The following is a 16,093-nucleotide window of genomic DNA, read 5'->3' as shown; positions in this document are numbered from 1 at the left end:
TTGAAAGTTGACAGAGCGCTGCGCTCCTCCATCAACGTTCAACCTTTAGCGCAGGACGGGGGCGTCGCGTTCCGGGTCGATGCCCAGGTCGGCGATCGCCTTGGCGACGACGTCGCCCTTGATCTTGCCGTCGCGTTGCAGGGCGTACAGGGTGGCCAGGACGACGTGCTTGGCGTCGACCTCGAAGAAGTCGCGGAGTTCCTCGCGGGCCTCGCTGCGGCCGAAGCCGTCGGTGCCCAGCGTCCAGAGTTTGCGGTCCAGGTGGCCGTTCAGGCCGTCCGCGCCGAGTTTCATGTAGTCGCTGACACTGATCAGGACGCCGGGGGCGTTCTCCCTGCTCAGCTGCTGCGCCACGTACGGCACGCGGGGTTCCTCGGTGGGGTGCAGCATGTTGTGCCGCTGGGCGAGCAGGGCGTCCTGGTGGAGTTCCTTGTAGCTGGTCACGCTCCACAGGTCGGCGGCCACGCCGTACGCCTCGAGGGCCTTGACGGCTTCCTGCGCGGCGCCCATGGCGGGGCCGCCCGCGAGGATCTGGGCCCGGAGTTTGCCCTTGTGGGCGCTCTTCTGCAGGCGGTACAGGCCGCGCACGATGCCCTCGCGGATCTCCTCGTGGCTGCGGTCAGCGGGCATGGCGGGCTGGAGTTCGTTCTCGTTGTCGACGGTGACGTAGTAGAACTCGTCGATGCCGTCCACGTACATGCGCTGGATGCCGCTCTCGATGATCACGGCCAGTTCGTACGCGAAGGCCGGGTCGTAGGTTTTCAGGTTGGGCACGACGTACGCCTGCAGGTGGCTGTTGCCGTCCTGGTGTTGCAGGCCCTCGCCGGCCAGGGTGGTGCGCCCGGCGGTGGCGCCCAGGATGAAGCCGCGGGCGCGCTGGTCGGCGGCGGCCCACACGAGGTCACCGACGCGCTGCATGCCGAACATGGAGTACAGCACGAAGAACGGGATGGTGGGCACGCCGTGGTTGGCGTACGCGGTGCCGGCGGCGATCCAGGAGGCCATCGCGCCGTCCTCGGTGATGCCTTCTTCCAGCATCTGGCCGTTCACGCTTTCCTTGTAGGCCATCAGGCTGCCACTGTCGACGGGCGTGTACGTCTGGCCGCGCGGGGAGTAGATGCCGATGCGGGGCACCAGGGCGTCCATGCCGAAGGTGCGGGCCTCGTCGGGCACGATGGGCACGATCAGTTTGCCGATCTCCTTGTCGCGCAGCAGTTTGCTGATGATCTGCACGGCGGCCATGGTGGTGCTCACCTGACGGTCGCCGCTGCCCTTGGCGAACTCCTCGTAGAACTCGCCGTTCGGGATGGTGGGGTGCGGGTACTCGACCCGGCGGGCGGGAATCGGGCCGCCGAGCGCGGCGCGGCGTTCGAGGGCGTACTTGACTTCCGGGCTGTCCGGGCCGGGGTGGTAGTACTCCATGTGCTCGACCTGCTCGTCGGTCAGGGGGAGTTCCAGCGTGTCGCGCAGGTCCTTGAGGGTGTGGAAGTCCAGTTTCTTGACCTGGTGGGCGACGTTGCGGGCCTGGGCACTCTCGCCGAGGCCGTAGCCCTTGATGGTGCGCGGAATGATGATGGTGGGGCTGCCCTTGTGTTCGGTGGCGGCCTTGTACGCGGCGTAGATCTTGTGGATGTCGTGCCCGCCGCGGTTCAGGAGTTCCAGGTCGGCGTCGCTCCAGCCTTCAATGAGTGCCTTGAGTTCCGGGGTGTTGAAGAACTTCTCGCGCAGTTCCTTCCCGCCGAAGGCCGCGTAGCGCTGCGATTCGCCGTCCACGAGCAGTTCGAAGCGTTTGACGATGGTGCCGTTGTAGTCCTTCTGGAGCAGTTCGTCCCACTTGCTGTCCCAGATGACCTTGATGACGTTCCAGCCGGCGCCGCGGAACAGCGCCTCGAATTCCTGGATGACCTTGGAGTTCGCGCGCACCGGGCCGTCGAGACGCTGGAGGTTGGCGTTCAGCACGAAGATCAGGTTGTCGAGGTTCTCGTACGCGGCAAATCTGATCGCGCCGATGCTCTGCGGTTCGTCCATCTCGCCGTCCCCGAGGAACGCCCAGACCTTGGCGTCGCCCCTGGGTTTCAGTTCGCGGTTTTCCAGGTACTTGATGAAGCGCGCCTGGTAGATCGCCTGGATGGGACCCAGGCCCATGCTGACGGTCGGGAACTCCCAGTAGTCGGGCATCAGCCAGGGGTGCGGGTAGGAGCTCAGGCCCGCGCCCTCGGGTTGCAGTTCGCGGCGGAAGCGGTTCATGCGGGCCTCGTCGAAACGGCCTTCCAGGAAGCTTCGGGCGTACACGCCGGGGCTGGCGTGCCCCTGGTAGAAGATCAGGTCGCGGTCCTGTCCGGCGCCGTGCCCGCGGAAGAAGTGGTTGAAGCCCACCTCCAGCAGCTCGGCGGCGCTGGCGTAGGTGGACAGGTGCCCGCCGATGCCGTCGCTCTTCTTGTTGGCTTTGATGACCATGACCACGGCGTTCCAGCGGATGATGTTGCGGATCTTGCGTTCGATCTCGGGGTCGCCGGGGTACTCGGGCTGCGCCTCGACGTCGATGGTGTTGATGTACGGGGTGTTCTGCTTGAAGGTGATGGGCGCGCCGTGGAAGTACGCGTAGTGGTCGAGTTCCTCGAGCAGTTCCGCCGCGCGGTTGTCGCCGGCGTCGGCGAACACGTACGCCAGGGAGTCCAGCCACTCCTGCGTCTCGACCGTGTTCAGTTGCTGCCGCTCCTGCGCGTTCATGCCGGCGCGCGGCGGACGGTTCGGGGGTGCCGAGGTCTTGGGAGACTGGGTCATGCTGCCCAGCATAGGCCTCCCCATTCCACACTTCCAACAGGGCATTCTCACAGGATTCACCACTGGCAATGGTGGGTGGCGGGCGGTACGCTGCAGGGAATGCCCTCCCGCGCCGCCCGGCTCCCACACCCATGATCGAACTGCGTCACCTGCGCCACTTCGTCGCCCTGGCCGAGGAGGAACACTTCGGGCGGGCCGCCGAGCGCGTGTTCGTGGTGCAGCAGGCCCTGAGCAACTCCATCCGCAACCTGGAAGAAGAGGTGGGGGTGCCGCTGGTGCTGCGCACCACCCGCCGCGTGCAGCTGACCCCCGCCGGGCAGGAGTTCCTGATCGGCGCCCGCGAGACGCTCGCCCTGGCGGCCCAGACGGTGGAACGTGCCCGCCGCGCCGCGCGGGGCGAGGTGGGCCGCCTGACGGTCGGTTTCGTCAGCGGCCTCGCCTTCGGGGGCCTGCCGGAGATCGTGCGCCGCTTCCGGGACCTGTACCCGAACGTCAGCGTGGACCTGCGCGAACTGACCGCGCAGGAACAGGAGGCCGGCCTGCGCGGCGAGCAGATCGACATCGGCCTGATGCTGCTGCCCGTGCGGGACCCCAGCCTGGACTCGCGCCCCCTCTGGCGTCAGCCCCTCGTCGCGGCCCTGCCCGCCGAGCACCCGCTGGCCCGCCGCCGCCGCCTGAAGATCAGCGACCTGCGCGGCGAACCCTTCGTGTTCTTTCCGCGGCAACTGCGCGCCACGTACTTCGATCAGGTCATGCGCTGGTGCGCCGCTTCCGGCTTCATGCCGCACGTCGTGCAGGAAGCCATCGAGGTTCCCACGCTGCTGTCGCTGGTCGCGGCGGGTGTGGGCGTGTTCCTGCCCATCGAGTTCTTCAGCCGCCTCTCGCTGCCCGGCGTCGTGTACCGCCCGGTGGAGGACGCGCCCATCGTGGAGATCGTGGCGGTCTGGCGGCGCGGCGACGGCCACAGCCCCACGGTACGGGCCTTCCTGAGCGTCGCGGAGGAAGTGCTGCGGGAGGGCAGCGGGCAGTAGGGCGTGGGCAGTGGGGCCGGTCGCAGCGGGCGTTCAGGTCGCGTGATCGCGGTTCACTGTCCTCCGCCATCAAGCCTTCTGCGGACGCCCGGTGTCGGGAATGCCGCGCAGGACGCCCAGGATCAGGACCGTGCCCGCCACGGACAGCAGCGCGCCCATCAGGAACGCCGCGCCGGGCAAGCCGTGCGTGAGACCGTAGGCGTACACGCTGGTCGCCAGGACCGGCCCGACCACGGCGACCAGGGAGTTCAGGCTGGTGATCGCGCCCTGCACGCGGCCCTGCTCGGACTCGCTCACCTGCCGGGAGATCAGGCCCTGAATGGCGGGGTTGGCCAGGCCGCCCAGTGCGCCCACGACCAGTGAGGCGTACAGCAGCGCGCCGCTGCGGGCCACGCTGAGCACCAGGAATTCCAGGACGCTGCTGACCAGTCCGGTCATGATGGTCCGCCGGTCCCCGAAACGCGCGATGAACGGCCCGATCAATCCGCCCTGCACGGCGGCGGTCAGCAGTCCGAAGAAGGCCAGCGCCACGCCGTTCTGCCCCGGCGTCCAGGTCAGGACCCGTTCGGTGTACAGCACCCAGGTGCTGAAGATCACCTGCCCCGCGAGGCCCAGCAGCACGAACGTCAGCGCCAGGGACCGCAGGATGGGGTACTCGCCCAGCGCCCGCAGGGGCAGCAGGGGGTTCAGGTCGCCGCGCCGCATGGCCTTGCCGCGCGCGCTGACCGGCAGCGACTCGGGCAGCACGAACAGGCCGTACAGCACGTTCAGGCCCGTCAGGGCGGCCGCGACCATGAACGGCACGCGCAGCCCGTACTCGCCCAGCAGGCCGCCCAGCGCCGGTCCCAGGATGAACCCCACCCCGAACGTCGCGCCCAGCAGCCCGAAGTTCTTCGCGCGGTCCTCGGGGGGCGACACGTCCGCGATGTACGCGTTCGCGACGGTCAGGCTCGCCCCGGTGATGCCCGCCAGGATACGGCCCACAAAGAGCCACGCCAGGTTCGGCGCGAAGGCCAGCAGGAGGTAATCCAGGCCCATGCCGGTCAGCGCGAACAGCAGGACCGGCCGCCGCCCGAAGCGGTCACTGAGTGCCCCCAGGATCGGCGCGAACACGAACTGCATCACCGCGTAGGCGGCCGTCAGCAGCCCGATGGTGCGCGCACCCGCCACCTCCGAGCCTGCCAGTTCCTTCACCAGCCCCGGCAGTACCGGAATGATCAGCCCGATCCCGACGATGTCGATCAGGGCGGTCAGCAGGATGAAGATCAGGGCGGCAGGGCGGGCGCGCATGACGGGCAGTGTACGGCCCGCAGGTCAAGGTTCCCTTCAGCCATCTCGCTTACCATCCGCTTACGTCCGGGGCGTAAAATAGGGAGATTCGTTCGGGCCGCGCCCGTACCCTGCCCTCTCCCCCACCCCCGGAGGTCCCATGCTCAAGGTCCAGTCGAACTTCACGCCGTCCGGCGATCAACCCACCGCCATCCGCTCGCTGGTCGAAGGGCTGGACAGCGGCCTCCGGTTCCAGACACTGCTCGGCGCGACCGGCACCGGGAAGACCTACTCCGTGGCGAAAGTCATCGAGGAAACCCAGCGCCCGGCGCTGATCATGGCGCCGAACAAGATCCTGACCGCTCAGCTGGCCAGCGAGTTCCGGGAGTTCTTCCCGGACGCGGCGGTCGAGTTCTTCATCAGCTACTACGACTACTACCAGCCCGAGGCGTACGTGCCGGGCAAGGACCTGTTCATCGAGAAGGACGCCAGCGTGAACCAGGAGATCGAGCGGCTGCGGCACTCCACGACGCGCAGTCTGCTGACGCGGCGGGACACGATCGTGGTGGCGTCGGTCAGCTGCATCTACGGGCTGGGCGACCCGAAGGAGTACACGGCGCTGAACCTGATCCTGAAGAAGGGCGGGCAGGTCAGCCGGGACGAGATTCTGGGGCGGCTGGTGAACATGCAGTACGAACGCAACGACATCGAGATGATGCCGGGCCGCTTCCGCGCGAAGGGCGAGATGATCGAGGTGTGGCCCGCGTACGACGAGCAGCCCCTGCGGATCGAGCTGTGGGGCGACGACGTGGAGCGCATCACGGTGGTGCACCCGCTGACCGGGGACCGGCTGGCGGAACTGGACGCGACGGTGGTGTACCCGGCGAAGCATTACGTGTCCAGCGCGGGGAACATCGAGCGGGCCATCGTGACCATTCAGCAGGAACTGGACGAGCGGCTGGAGTACTTCCGGTCCACCGGGAAGCTGCTGGAGGCGCAGCGCCTGAAGGAACGCACCCTGTACGACCTGGAGATGCTCAAGGTGCTGGGGTACTGCTCGGGCATCGAGAACTACTCGCGGCACATCGACGGGCGCGCGGCGGGCATGACGCCGTACACGATGCTGGATTACTTCCCGGATGACTTCGTGACGTTCATCGACGAGTCGCACGTGACCGTCCCGCAGATCGGCGGGATGGCGAACGGCGACCGCGCCCGCAAACAGACGCTGGTGGATTACGGCTTCCGCCTGCCGTCGGCGATGGACAACCGCCCGCTGAACTTCGACGAGTTCATGAGCAAGACCGGGCAGCTGGTGTTCGTGTCCGCCACGCCCGGCCCGTACGAGCGCGAGCACAGCGACTCGGTGGCGGATCAGATCATCCGCCCGACCGGACTGGTGGACCCGCCCGTGACGGTGCGCCCCATCAACGGGCAGATCGAGGACCTGCTGGGCCGCGTGCGCGAACGCGCCGCGAAGGGCGAACGCACCCTGGTCACGACGCTCACCAAGCGCATGTCCGAGGACCTCACCGAGTACCTGCTGGAGAAGGGCGTCAAGGCGCGGTACATGCACAGCGACATCGACTCCGTGGAGCGTCAGGTGATCATCCGCGACCTGAGGTTGGGGCACTACGACGTGCTGGTCGGGATCAACCTGCTGCGCGAGGGCCTGGACCTGCCCGAAGTGTCGCTCGTCGCCATCCTCGACGCCGACAAGCCCGGTTTCCTGCGCTCCGAACGCGCCCTGATCCAGACGATCGGCCGCGCCGCCCGCAACGTGAACGGCGAGGTCATCCTGTACGGCGACTCGGTCACGCCCGCCATGCAGTTCGCGATGGACGAGACCCGCCGCCGCCGCGAGAAGCAGACCGCCTACAACGAGGCGCACGGCATCACGCCCACCACCGTCATCAAGGGCGTACGCAACGTCATCCGCGGCGAGGAACAACCCGACGAGGTCACCTCCGAGAACGTCGGCAGCGACCGCGACGCCCTGACCGCCCAGCTCACGGACCTGGAACTGGACATGTGGCAGGCGTCCGAGGACCTGGACTTCGAGCGGGCCGCCAGCCTGCGCGACCAGATCCGCGCCATCGAGGCCAAACTGCAGGGCAGGGAGTTCAAGCAGGCGACCGTGCCAGGGCAGAAAGTCCGGTCACGCGGCCGGCGCTGAGTTCCCCGGCCACCAGCACCAGGGGGGCTCAGCGTTTGAGGGTCAGGGTGCAGGTTCCGGCGTTGACGCCGGCTTTGCGGACAGCCTGGACGAGTTCGTCGGCGGTGCGGGGGTCGCCGGTCGCGCCTTCCAGCTGGCTGACCCGCTCCTGAATCTCTTCGAGAGAGCCGCTGAAGAGCACGCCGCGTGCGCCGCCGCCCTCGACCATGCCCAGGCACAGATGGATGTCGCTGTCCTCGTCCATGCCGGTCAGGACGTCCGCGGCGATCATCAGGCGGTCCTCGGGGTTCCAGCTGAAGGGGCCGTTGTCCGCGTCGAAGTCCCAGCCGTCGTCCCACTCGGGCGCCTGGGCGCTCAGTTTCAGGTCGCGGCTGATGCGCTCGCCGCCAGCCGTGGTGCCGGTCAGGATCCAGGTCTGGCTGGGGCGGACCAGGGCGTTGGCGGGCAGGGCTTTCGGTGCGCCGAAGGGCGTCACGGCGCGCGGGGCGACGTTGCCGCTGCCGGCGTGGGCGAGGGGCGTGAGGGTCAGCAGGGCGGCCAGGACGAGGTGTCGTTTCATGACCGCGAGCGTAGCAGCACGCGCCCCGGCCCGCTGCCTCAGGTGACAGCCGGGGGCCGGGGCGCGGGACATCTTCAGTGCAGGGTGCGTTCGGGCTCGTCCGTCTCTGGTTTCTGGGTGGGCAGGATCAGGTTGGCGAGGATGCCGACCAGCGCGGCGAGGGCCATGCCGTGAAGTTCCAGGCTGGTTCCGGCGACGCTGATGGGGAACGCGGCGCCGCCCAGCCCGAGAACCAGGATCAGGGACACGATGATCAGGTTGCGGCTGTGCGCGAAGTCGATCCGCGCCTCGCTCAGGGTGCGGATGCCGACCGACGCGATCATGCCGAACAGCAGGATGCTCACGCCGCCCAGCACACCCTGCGGGAGGCTTTTCAGGACGGCGGCGAGTTTCGGGGAGCAGCCGAACAGGATGGCGAACGCGGCCCCGATCTGCAGGACGCGCGGGTCGTACACGCGGGTCAGGGCGAGGACGCCGGTGTTCTCGGCGTAGGTGGTGGCGGCGGGTCCGCCGAGCGCGGCGCTGCTCATGTTCGCCAGGCCGTCGGCAAACAGGGTGCGGCTCAGGCCGGGGTTCTCCAGGAAGTTCTTCCCGACGACGCGGCCGTTCACGATGACGTCCCCGACGTGTTCGATGAACGTGACGACCGCGACGGGCGCGATGATCGCCACGGCCCGCCAGTCCAGGGCGGGGGCGTGGAAGTCCGGGAGGCCCAGCAGGGGCGCGGCGGCGATGGCGTCCAGGCCCTCACGGCTGACCTGCCCGGTCAGCAGGGACACGACGTACCCGGTGACGACGCCGATCAGGATGGGCAGCATGCGGAACAGGCCGCGCCCGTAGATGCTGGCCACGATGGCGGCCAGGAGAGTGGCGAGGGCCAGCCACCAGTTCGTCTTCGCCTGGTTCACGGCGACGCTGCTGAGGCCCAGGCCGATCACGATGATGACGGGGCCGGTCACGACGGGCGGGAACACCCGCAGCAGGCGGTCCGTGCCCAGGAGTTTCACGAGGCCGCTGAACAGCAGGTACATGAGGCCGGCGGCCATCAGGCCTCCCCCGGCGGCGGCCGGGCCGAATTCCTTCACGACCAGCGCGGTGGGCGCGATGAACGCGAAGGAACTGCCCAGGAAGATCGGTACCTGCCCACGCGTGAGCAGATGGAAGATCAGCGTGGCGACGCCCGCGCCGAACAGTGCGACGCTGGGCGACAGGCCCACCAGGATGGGCACGAGGACGGTCGCGCCGAACATGGCGACCGAGTGTTGCAGGCCCAGCACGACGCGGCGGGCGGGATCGTTGACGGTGGATGCGCTCAAGGTGAAATGACCTCCGGAGGGAAAAAAGGGGCAGGATGACGGCGCCCGCGCGGCCCGGATGGGGGGGCCAGGGCAGGGGCGGATGGGCGCGAACAGGCCGTTCGCGTGGGTTGCTCCGGGCGCTCAGGGTAGCGCACACGCCAGGGTCAGTCTGGGTGGGTGTCGTCAGGGGTCCCGGTTCGGTCAGGGGATCTGGACGCTCAGCGCGCAGCTTCCCAGGCCGAGTTCCCGCGCGGCCTCCTCCTGCTGCTGCGGGGTGCGGGTGACGTTCAGGACGGCCAGCGCGGCTTCCAGGCGGGCCGGCAGTTCGGTCAGGGTACCGCTGGCCAGCACGCCGGCAGCCTCCAGGGCGCTGCGGTCGGCGTTCAGGCGGACGGCGCAGGCCAGACCCAGACCTCCGTCCCGGGCGTCTTGCAGGTCCAGGGCGATCAGCGTTCCGGCCTCCGCGTCCAGCAGCAGGGTGCCCCGGTCGGCGCGGAAGGTGCCGGGGTCGGCGGGGGGCGCGGCGCTGAGGCGCAGGGTCGTCCGGAAGGTCTCGCCGTCGGCCGTGCGGGCCTCCAGGGTCCAGTGCTGACCGGGCCTGGGCAGCGGGACGCCCCCAGTAGCGGGGATGGCGACGGGGGCAGCCTGACTGGCGGCAGGAGGCGCGGTGAGGGCAGTGCCCAGCAGCAGGGCGCACAGCGTTGACAGGGGGCGCAGTGTCGGTAGGAGGCACAGTGTCGGCAGGGGGCGCGGCATGGGTCAGCGTAGCCCCTGCGGGCCGCGCCGCGCTACGCTGGGCGGCATGAATGCCAAGGGTGATCTGATCGCGCGGGCGCTGACGCTGGGCCTGGGCGCCCCCACCTTCGAGGCGGAAGCGCACGGTCCCCCGCATGACCGCCGCTTCCGGGTGACGGTCCGGGCCGGCGGGCAGGTGCTGGGCGAGGGAGGCGAGGGCCGCAGCAAACGGGACGCGGAGCGCGCGGCGGCCGAGTCGGCGCTGGGGGTGCTGAACGCGCAACCCGGCGCGGACCTGCCCGGCGCGACCGGACCGGCCGGCACGGGCCAGGAGGTCAGCGCCGCCGGTGAACGCTGGCCGATCTACGGCGCGGTCCTGGCCGGGGCGCTGGAGGCCGCGCTGGAGTTCGCGCCGGAGGACGCCACGCTGGACGACGTGCGCCGCCGGGCCGGGCGGCTGTACCGGGACCTGCTGCTGGACCTCGGGCACGGCCCTGACGACCTGGAGCGGCCGGACGGACCGCTGTGAGCGGCTGGCCGTGGCGTCCGGCGGGCGTGCTGTTCGACATGGACGGCGTGCTGACCGCGAACAATCACTTTCACCGGCGGGCGTGGCAGGAGGTGGCGGCCGAGGTGCTGGGCCTGGCCCTGTCCGACCACGACCTGGACACCAAGGTGGACGGGGGCCGCAACCCGGAGATCATCGAGCGGCTGACCGGCACCTACCCGGACGCGGCGCTGGCCGCGCGTTTTCATGAGGCCAAGGAGGGCCGGTACCGTGAGCTGGCGGCGGGGGCGCTGCGCGAGGTGGCGGGCCTCAGCGGGTACCTGGACGCGCTGGACGCGCGCGGCATTCCGTTCGCACTGGTCACGAGTGCCGACCGCGTGAATGTCGGGTTCGGCATGGAGGCGCTGGGGCTGGGGCACCGTTTCGGGCCGCGCGTGCTGGGCGAGGACGTCACGCGCGGCAAACCGCATCCGGAACCGTTCCTGCTGGGGGCCGCGCGGCTGGGCCTGCGCCCGGCCGACTGCCTGGCGCACGAGGACGCCGTGAACGGCGTGCGCAGCGCGGCCGGGGCGGGCTGCCGCGTGGTCGCGCTGACCACCACCGCGCCCGGCGCGGCCCTGCGGGAGGCGGGGGCGCAGTGGACCGCGCCGGATTTCACGTCCTGGGCCGACTGGCTGGCATGAGCGGCCCCGCGGCACCTGCCCGTGGACGGCAGGCGTGAAGGGCGCGGACGCCGAGGACCGCGCCGAGGCGCACCTGCGCGCGCTGGGCCGCGAGGTCCTGCGCCGCAATTACCGCGTGCCGGGCGGCGAGATCGACCTGATCTCCCGGGAGCCGGACGGCACGCTGGTGTTCACGGAGGTCCGGCAGCGCCGCTCCGCGCGCTTCGGGAGTGCCGCCGAGAGCGTCACCCCGCGCAAGCTGGCGCTGATGCGCCGCGCGGCCCTGGGGTACCTGACGCGCGAACTGGGCCGTGACGATCTCCCCTGTCGCCTGGAGGTCCTGACCATTGACGGGCGGGCGCTGGACGGACGCCTGAGCCTCCTTCCACTGGACTGATACGGACTGCCGTTTGTTTCGCCGACCATCCGGAAGTTCACCGGATTGCCAGCTCCACGTCCGGAACCCGCCCAGCTCCTGCTCTGCGGCGCAGCTCTCCGAGTCGCATCCGCTCGGATTGAACGGACTCCGGGAGTGGTGTTGGCCACCCGGCTTCCTTGCGGGTCGTCAACGCCACGCGCGGGTGTCCCGGCAAGCCGCTAGAATCCCCTGCATGAGAAGCTCGTACCTGACCGCCGCCCGCGCCCTGCAACTGGGCCGTGAATGGGCGGTCGAGGGCGACCAGCGCCGCGCCCTGGCGTCCTACGAGGAGGCGCTGGGCATCCTGACCCTGCTGCCGCCGGAACGCACGCGGGACGTGCTGCTGGCGCACACGCACCTGGCGTTCTACCAGACGCTGGAACTCGTGGGCGGGCCGGGCAGTCAGCGGCACCTGCAGCTGGGCGTCAGTTACGCCCGCAGCACCCGCGATCCGCTGGCCCGCGCCATTGCCGAGGAGTGCCTCAGCGGCCTTGAAGGGGTGATGTGATACGGAGTCCGTATCATACGGACTCCGATTTAATGGCTTACAAAGCCGTTCAATCCGAGCGAAGCGAGTGGGAGAAAACCGGGTTCCGGACGTGGAGTTAACAGATCGGTGATGTTCCGATCTGTGAACGAAACAAACGGAGTCCGTATGAGTGGTCCTGCCATCCGGGCGGAAGGCGCGGCGGCCGACGGGATGAAAGCGGCAGGCCGCGCCGTGTGGGGGCGCGGCCTGCCGCTCGGCTGTGTGTGCTTACTGGCCGGGCAGGCTGAGCTGCGCGGTGGTCTTGCCGGTCTTCTTGTCGTGGGCGCACTGCAGGGGGAGCTGGCCGAGGGTGTTGACGCCTCCGGCGCGGCTGTGGACGGCCACGGTGGCGGGAGCGGTCAGGGTCCAGCCGCCGCCGTCGACCGGCTGGGTGGCCTTGATGATCTGGGCGGGTTCGGCGTCCAGGTCGGCGTGGATGGTGTCGCCGGCTTTCAGCGGGGCGCTCTGCTCGATCAGGGTCTTGAGGGGAATGCTCTGGCCGGCCGCGCCGACCGTGAGGGCCTCGGTGTCGGCGGCCAGTTCCTTGCAGGTCTCGATGAAGCGGTACTTGCTGACGCCGTTGGCTTCCCGGTCGCTGTAGATCGGGTTGTTACGGACGGCGGTGGCGGTCACGAAGCCCAGCAGCGTCACGCTGAGAAGGATGGCGACCCACAGCAGCGCGCGGCCCGCGCTTCCGTGGCCGGTGGTTTTGGTTTGCTCGCTCATGTCGCTTCCCAGCATAGCGTCCCGGCGGGTCGGGAACGGCGTGGGTGGTGACGGTCAGCTCGGTGGGGGGCCGGGGTGGGGGCGGAGCCAGTGGGGGTCGCGTTCCCCCAGCCCGCCGTTGCCGAGGCGGCGCAGGGCGTCCTGCACGCGCTCGCCACTGAGCGGGGAGCGCAGGTCCGGCTGCAGGTCGCGCAGCGGGGCCAGCACGAAGGGCCGCTCCCAGGCACGCGGGTGCGGGAGGCTCAGGGCGGGGTCGGTGCTGATCAGGTCCGCGTACGTGATCAGGTCGAGGTCCAGGGTGCGGGCCGCCCAGCGTTCGTGGCGTTCCCGGCCGGCCTGGGCTTCCAGGGCGTGCAGCGCGGCCAGCAGGACTGCCGGGGCCAGGGTGGTGCGCAGCTGCGCGGCGGCGTTCAGGTAGTCGGGCTGGCCGGGGGGACCGCCGACCGGCGCGGTGCGGTACAGCGCCGAGACGCCCTGCACCCGGCCCAGCGCGCCGAGCTGCGTGACGGCCCAGCGCAGCGTGCGCAGCGGGTCGCCGAGGTTGGCGCCCAGCGCGATGAAGGCGTCCGCGTGGGCCGGGGGGTTCGGGGAGGGAGCGGGGCGGGTCATGGGTCAGGGCCCGGGGCGGGTCAGGGTCAGTTCCGTGAACACGTCGCGGAACACGCCGGGCAGCGGCGCGAAGGGCTTGTGGACCCGCACGGTCACGCGCTGCAGGGTCGGCTGGTCGCGCAGCAGGCGCCGGGCGATCCGGACGGTCAGGACCTCGATCAGCTGGTGGCGGGGGACCGTGACCTCCTCCTGGATGGCGGCGTACACCTCGGCGTAGTTGACGGCCTCGTTCAGGTCGTCGTTCAGGTCCGCGAAGGGATAGTGCAGTTCGGCGTCCACGACGAAGCGGGCGCCCAGAACGGCTTCGGTGTCGAACACGCCGTGCCGCGCGTGAAATTCGAGTCCCTGGAGAACGACGCGGCTCACGCGTGGTTCCTGGTCGTGTCGTGGGGCATCACACCCGAGTCTAGCGCGGGGCGGGTCAGGGCGTCCTGGACCCGCAGTGCCTGGACGTGCGCGGCGGCGGCGTGCGCGCGGACCAGCGCGGCGCCGCTGCGGGCGGCGTGCAGGTGCAGGGCCAGCGTGCCCGGGTCGCGGTCGGCGGCGTCCGGGACCTGCGCGATCAGGTCGATCAGGCGCTTGCGGCTCGCGCCGATCAGGACGGGGTGCGGCCCTGCACTCAGGTCGGGCAGGGCGCGCAGCAGGCTCAGGTTGTGTTCCAGCGTCTTGCCGAAGCCGATGCCCGGGTCGAGGATCACGTCGGGGACGCCGGCGGCCAGCGTTGCGTGTGCCTGCTCCCGCAGGTAGCCGTGCACCTCGGTCACCACGTCGTCGTAGTGGGGGGCGAGCTGCATGGTCTGCGGCTTGCCCTGCATGTGCATCAGGCAGGCGGGGGCGCCGGCGTCGGCGCACACGCGGCGCATCTCGGGGTCGCGCAGGCCGGTCACGTCGTTGATCAGGTGCGCTCCGGCGCGCAGGGCGGCGGCGGCCACCTCGGCCTTCATGGTGTCCACGCTGAGCAGCACGTCCGCGTCACGCAGGGCGCGGATGACTGGCAGCACCCGGTCGAGTTCCTCGTGGGCCGCGACGGGGTGGGCGCCCGGGCGGGTGCTTTCCCCGCCGATGTCCAGGACGCTGACGCCCGCCGCCTGCATGGTGCGGGCTGCCTGCAGGGCGTCTTGCAGGGCCGCGTGCCGCCCCCCGTCGCTGAAACTGTCCGGGGTGACGTTCAGGATGCCCATGACGGCCGTGCCGGTCCAGCGCCACTCCCAGCCGCGTGCCGTGCGGGTCGTGCCGGGGGCCGGGCGGCCGAAGGTCAGGCGGTTCACGCCTCTCACGCCTCGCCCCGCGGCGCGGCCGGTTCGGCGGCGCGGCCCGGCAACAGGAAGCTCACCAGTACGCGCTGCCGGTCGGGGAAGGCGTCGACCTGCGCGGGCATGCGCCGCCCGGAGCGGAACGGCACGTAACTGTCCTGCACGATGGGCAGCCGCGTGTCGAGCGCCACGGCGACCGGGTGGTCATCGGGAACGGGCGTGCCGGGCCGCAGGCTGTATTTCACGCCGGGGGCGCCGCCCGAGACCCGCACGGTCAGGACCTTCCCGCCGGGAGGGGGGGGGCTGTCGTCCGGGTCGTCCGTTTCGGGACGGGTCAGGGCGCACACGGCGTACAGGACCGGGGCTTCGGTGTGTTCGGCCAGGGCGTACAGGGCGGTGCTGGCGCTCACGTCGGCGCGGCGTGCGAGTTCGCCCAGGGCGCGGCCGGTCGGGCCGAAACGGGCCAGCATGCCGGCAATGAGGTCGTCCGGCATCAGCAGCGCGGCGGCGCCCACGTTGCACAGCGTCTCGATGACCTGTTCCAGCCGGTCGCCCTCGAAGGCGTCGTGCAGGTCGCTGAGCAGGTCGTCGTCGCCCAGCAGCAGCGCGTGGCTGATCTCGTGCGCGAGCGTGAAGCGTTGCCGTTCGGGACGCACGCGGCTGTTGATCAGGATGACGCTGTGTTCCGGGTCGAAGGCACCGTCCCGGTCACCCATGGGCAGGAAGCTCAGCTGCACGCCGTTCAGGCCGTGCATCAGGCTGTGGGTGTCCAGGCCGGGCAGATCCGCGGCGTAGGTGGCGGCGAGCGCCTTCATGCGGCCCTTCGCGGCCGCCAGCATGTCGGGGCCGGGCGCGGGGTCGGCTCCGGGGGCCGGACGGGGCGGCAGGTCGGCAGGCACGTCACTCACCCCCGCAGCTTACCGTGCGGCGCGGCCGGGGGGGAGGAAGGTGCGCCGCCGGGTGGGGCCCCGGGGCGAAGGGGCGTGCCTGCCCGACTTGAGCGGGGCAGAGGCACGGAACGGGGGCGGGGGTCAGTCCTTGGCTTTGAGCTGCTCGACCAGCGCCACGTACTGCGCCTGGGCCTGTTCGGGCGGGGTGCCCTGGAGTTCGGCCCAGGCGTCGTACTTGGCCCCGCCGACGAAGTCGAAGCCGCCGGGCCGTTTGCCGCTCACGTCGCCGGCGCTGCCCTGTTTGAACAGGGCGTAGAGTTTGAGAAGCACGTCGTTGCCGGGTTTGCGGGTCAGGGTCTGAACGTCCTGCTGGGCCTGCTCGAAGGGTGTGGTCATGCGCGGATTGTACCGGGTTCAGGTTTCCCGCGGCGTCAGCAGGCCCCGGGCAGGGTGAAGCTGCCGCGCGGGCGGTGCAAGAGTACAAAAGACGCTGGCCCGGTCTTGGAAGACCGGGCCAGAGGAGAGCAGCACTTGCCAGCCACGCGTGGCTGGGTGGGAAGAGATGTGGAACCTATAGAAAGGAGGTGATCCAACCGCACCTTCCGGTACAGTTACCTTGTTACGACTTCACCCCAGTCATGAACCA

17 protein-coding genes and 1 rRNA gene are annotated in these 16,093 nt (G+C 70.2%); 6 read left to right on the top strand and 12 right to left on the bottom strand.

Annotated features, from left to right (window positions below; all coding sequences use genetic code 11):
* Window positions 1-45: 45 nt before the first annotated feature.
* The gene (gene aceE / locus ABDZ66_RS06465) at window positions 46-2,784 is read right to left on the bottom strand and encodes a pyruvate dehydrogenase (acetyl-transferring), homodimeric type (protein ID WP_343757249.1); all 2,739 of its coding nucleotides are present in this window, start codon (window positions 2,782-2,784) and stop codon (window positions 46-48) included.
* A 134-nt stretch (window positions 2,785-2,918) separates the two neighbouring features.
* Here aceE and ABDZ66_RS06460 point away from each other — a divergent pair, with 134 nt between their 5' ends.
* A complete protein-coding gene (locus tag ABDZ66_RS06460) occupies window positions 2,919-3,815 on the top strand; it encodes a LysR family transcriptional regulator (protein ID WP_343757377.1) in 897 nt (298 codons plus the stop codon).
* Between the two features lie 69 nt (window positions 3,816-3,884).
* On the opposite strand, the gene ABDZ66_RS06455 is transcribed toward ABDZ66_RS06460, so the two are convergent.
* Window positions 3,885-5,105: a TCR/Tet family MFS transporter gene (locus ABDZ66_RS06455; RefSeq protein WP_343757248.1), complete on the bottom strand. Its 1,221-nt coding sequence runs from the start codon at window positions 5,103-5,105 to the stop codon at window positions 3,885-3,887.
* Window positions 5,106-5,244: 139 nt separating this feature from the next.
* Here ABDZ66_RS06455 and uvrB point away from each other — a divergent pair, with 139 nt between their 5' ends.
* Entirely contained in the window at window positions 5,245-7,260 is a 2,016-nt protein-coding gene (gene uvrB / locus ABDZ66_RS06450; protein ID WP_343757247.1) for an excinuclease ABC subunit UvrB, read from the top strand.
* A gap of 28 nt (window positions 7,261-7,288) precedes the next feature.
* Here uvrB and ABDZ66_RS06445 read toward each other — a convergent pair whose 3' ends face one another.
* The 3 genes from ABDZ66_RS06445 to ABDZ66_RS06435 all read right to left on the bottom strand — a co-directional run bounded on the left by ABDZ66_RS06445 (window position 7,289) and on the right by ABDZ66_RS06435 (window position 9,873).
* Window positions 7,289-7,819: a hypothetical protein gene (locus ABDZ66_RS06445; protein ID WP_343757246.1), complete on the bottom strand. Its 531-nt coding sequence runs from the start codon at window positions 7,817-7,819 to the stop codon at window positions 7,289-7,291.
* A gap of 74 nt (window positions 7,820-7,893) precedes the next feature.
* Window positions 7,894-9,135, bottom strand: a complete 1,242-nt coding sequence (locus ABDZ66_RS06440) for a uracil-xanthine permease family protein (protein WP_343757245.1) — start codon at window positions 9,133-9,135, stop codon at window positions 7,894-7,896.
* A 183-nt stretch (window positions 9,136-9,318) separates the two neighbouring features.
* Window positions 9,319-9,873, bottom strand: a complete 555-nt coding sequence (locus tag ABDZ66_RS06435; protein WP_343757244.1) for a hypothetical protein — start codon at window positions 9,871-9,873, stop codon at window positions 9,319-9,321.
* Window positions 9,874-9,919: 46 nt separating this feature from the next.
* Between ABDZ66_RS06435 and ABDZ66_RS06430 the strand changes: the two genes are divergently transcribed.
* The 4 genes from ABDZ66_RS06430 to ABDZ66_RS06415 all read left to right on the top strand — a co-directional run bounded on the left by ABDZ66_RS06430 (window position 9,920) and on the right by ABDZ66_RS06415 (window position 11,948).
* Window positions 9,920-10,381, top strand: a complete 462-nt coding sequence (locus ABDZ66_RS06430; RefSeq protein ID WP_343757243.1) for a putative dsRNA-binding protein — start codon at window positions 9,920-9,922, stop codon at window positions 10,379-10,381.
* Window positions 10,378-11,043, top strand: a complete 666-nt coding sequence (locus tag ABDZ66_RS06425; protein WP_343757242.1) for an HAD family hydrolase — start codon at window positions 10,378-10,380, stop codon at window positions 11,041-11,043. The genes ABDZ66_RS06430 and ABDZ66_RS06425 overlap by 4 nt, the downstream gene beginning before the upstream one ends.
* A 34-nt stretch (window positions 11,044-11,077) precedes the next feature.
* Window positions 11,078-11,419 (top strand): YraN family protein, encoded by a 342-nt coding sequence (locus ABDZ66_RS06420; protein ID WP_343757241.1) that lies wholly within the window; start codon window positions 11,078-11,080, stop codon window positions 11,417-11,419.
* Window positions 11,420-11,633: 214 nt separating this feature from the next.
* Window positions 11,634-11,948: a hypothetical protein gene (locus ABDZ66_RS06415; RefSeq protein ID WP_343757240.1), complete on the top strand. Its 315-nt coding sequence runs from the start codon at window positions 11,634-11,636 to the stop codon at window positions 11,946-11,948.
* Between the two features lie 249 nt (window positions 11,949-12,197).
* Here ABDZ66_RS06415 and ABDZ66_RS06410 read toward each other — a convergent pair whose 3' ends face one another.
* From ABDZ66_RS06410 to ABDZ66_RS06380, 7 genes are all read right to left on the bottom strand, one after another.
* Entirely contained in the window at window positions 12,198-12,695 is a 498-nt protein-coding gene (locus ABDZ66_RS06410; protein WP_343757239.1) for a hypothetical protein, read from the bottom strand.
* A 54-nt stretch (window positions 12,696-12,749) separates the two neighbouring features.
* Window positions 12,750-13,304, bottom strand: coding sequence for a 2-amino-4-hydroxy-6-hydroxymethyldihydropteridine diphosphokinase (gene folK / locus ABDZ66_RS06405; protein ID WP_343757238.1), 555 nt, complete (start codon window positions 13,302-13,304; stop codon window positions 12,750-12,752).
* A gap of 3 nt (window positions 13,305-13,307) precedes the next feature.
* Window positions 13,308-13,670: a dihydroneopterin aldolase gene (gene folB / locus ABDZ66_RS06400; protein ID WP_343757237.1), complete on the bottom strand. Its 363-nt coding sequence runs from the start codon at window positions 13,668-13,670 to the stop codon at window positions 13,308-13,310.
* Complete coding sequence (gene folP / locus ABDZ66_RS06395; RefSeq protein ID WP_343757236.1) at window positions 13,667-14,572, bottom strand: dihydropteroate synthase; 906 nt, start codon at window positions 14,570-14,572, stop codon at window positions 13,667-13,669. Before folP ends, folB begins: the two co-directional genes overlap by 4 nt.
* A gap of 5 nt (window positions 14,573-14,577) precedes the next feature.
* A complete protein-coding gene (locus tag ABDZ66_RS06390; RefSeq protein WP_343757376.1) occupies window positions 14,578-15,372 on the bottom strand; it encodes an ImmA/IrrE family metallo-endopeptidase in 795 nt (264 codons plus the stop codon).
* A 216-nt stretch (window positions 15,373-15,588) separates the two neighbouring features.
* Window positions 15,589-15,843 (bottom strand): acyl-CoA-binding protein, encoded by a 255-nt coding sequence (locus tag ABDZ66_RS06385; protein WP_343757235.1) that lies wholly within the window; start codon window positions 15,841-15,843, stop codon window positions 15,589-15,591.
* Window positions 15,844-16,024: 181 nt separating this feature from the next.
* Window positions 16,025-16,093: ribosomal RNA gene (locus tag ABDZ66_RS06380) — 16S ribosomal RNA — on the bottom strand; the annotation flags it as partial.

The organism is Deinococcus depolymerans (genome assembly GCF_039522025.1).
In the GTDB taxonomy this organism is placed as follows: domain Bacteria; phylum Deinococcota; class Deinococci; order Deinococcales; family Deinococcaceae; genus Deinococcus; species Deinococcus depolymerans.
Note: the sequence above shows the minus strand (reverse complement) of the source record. Positions and strands in the feature narration are given on the sequence as shown.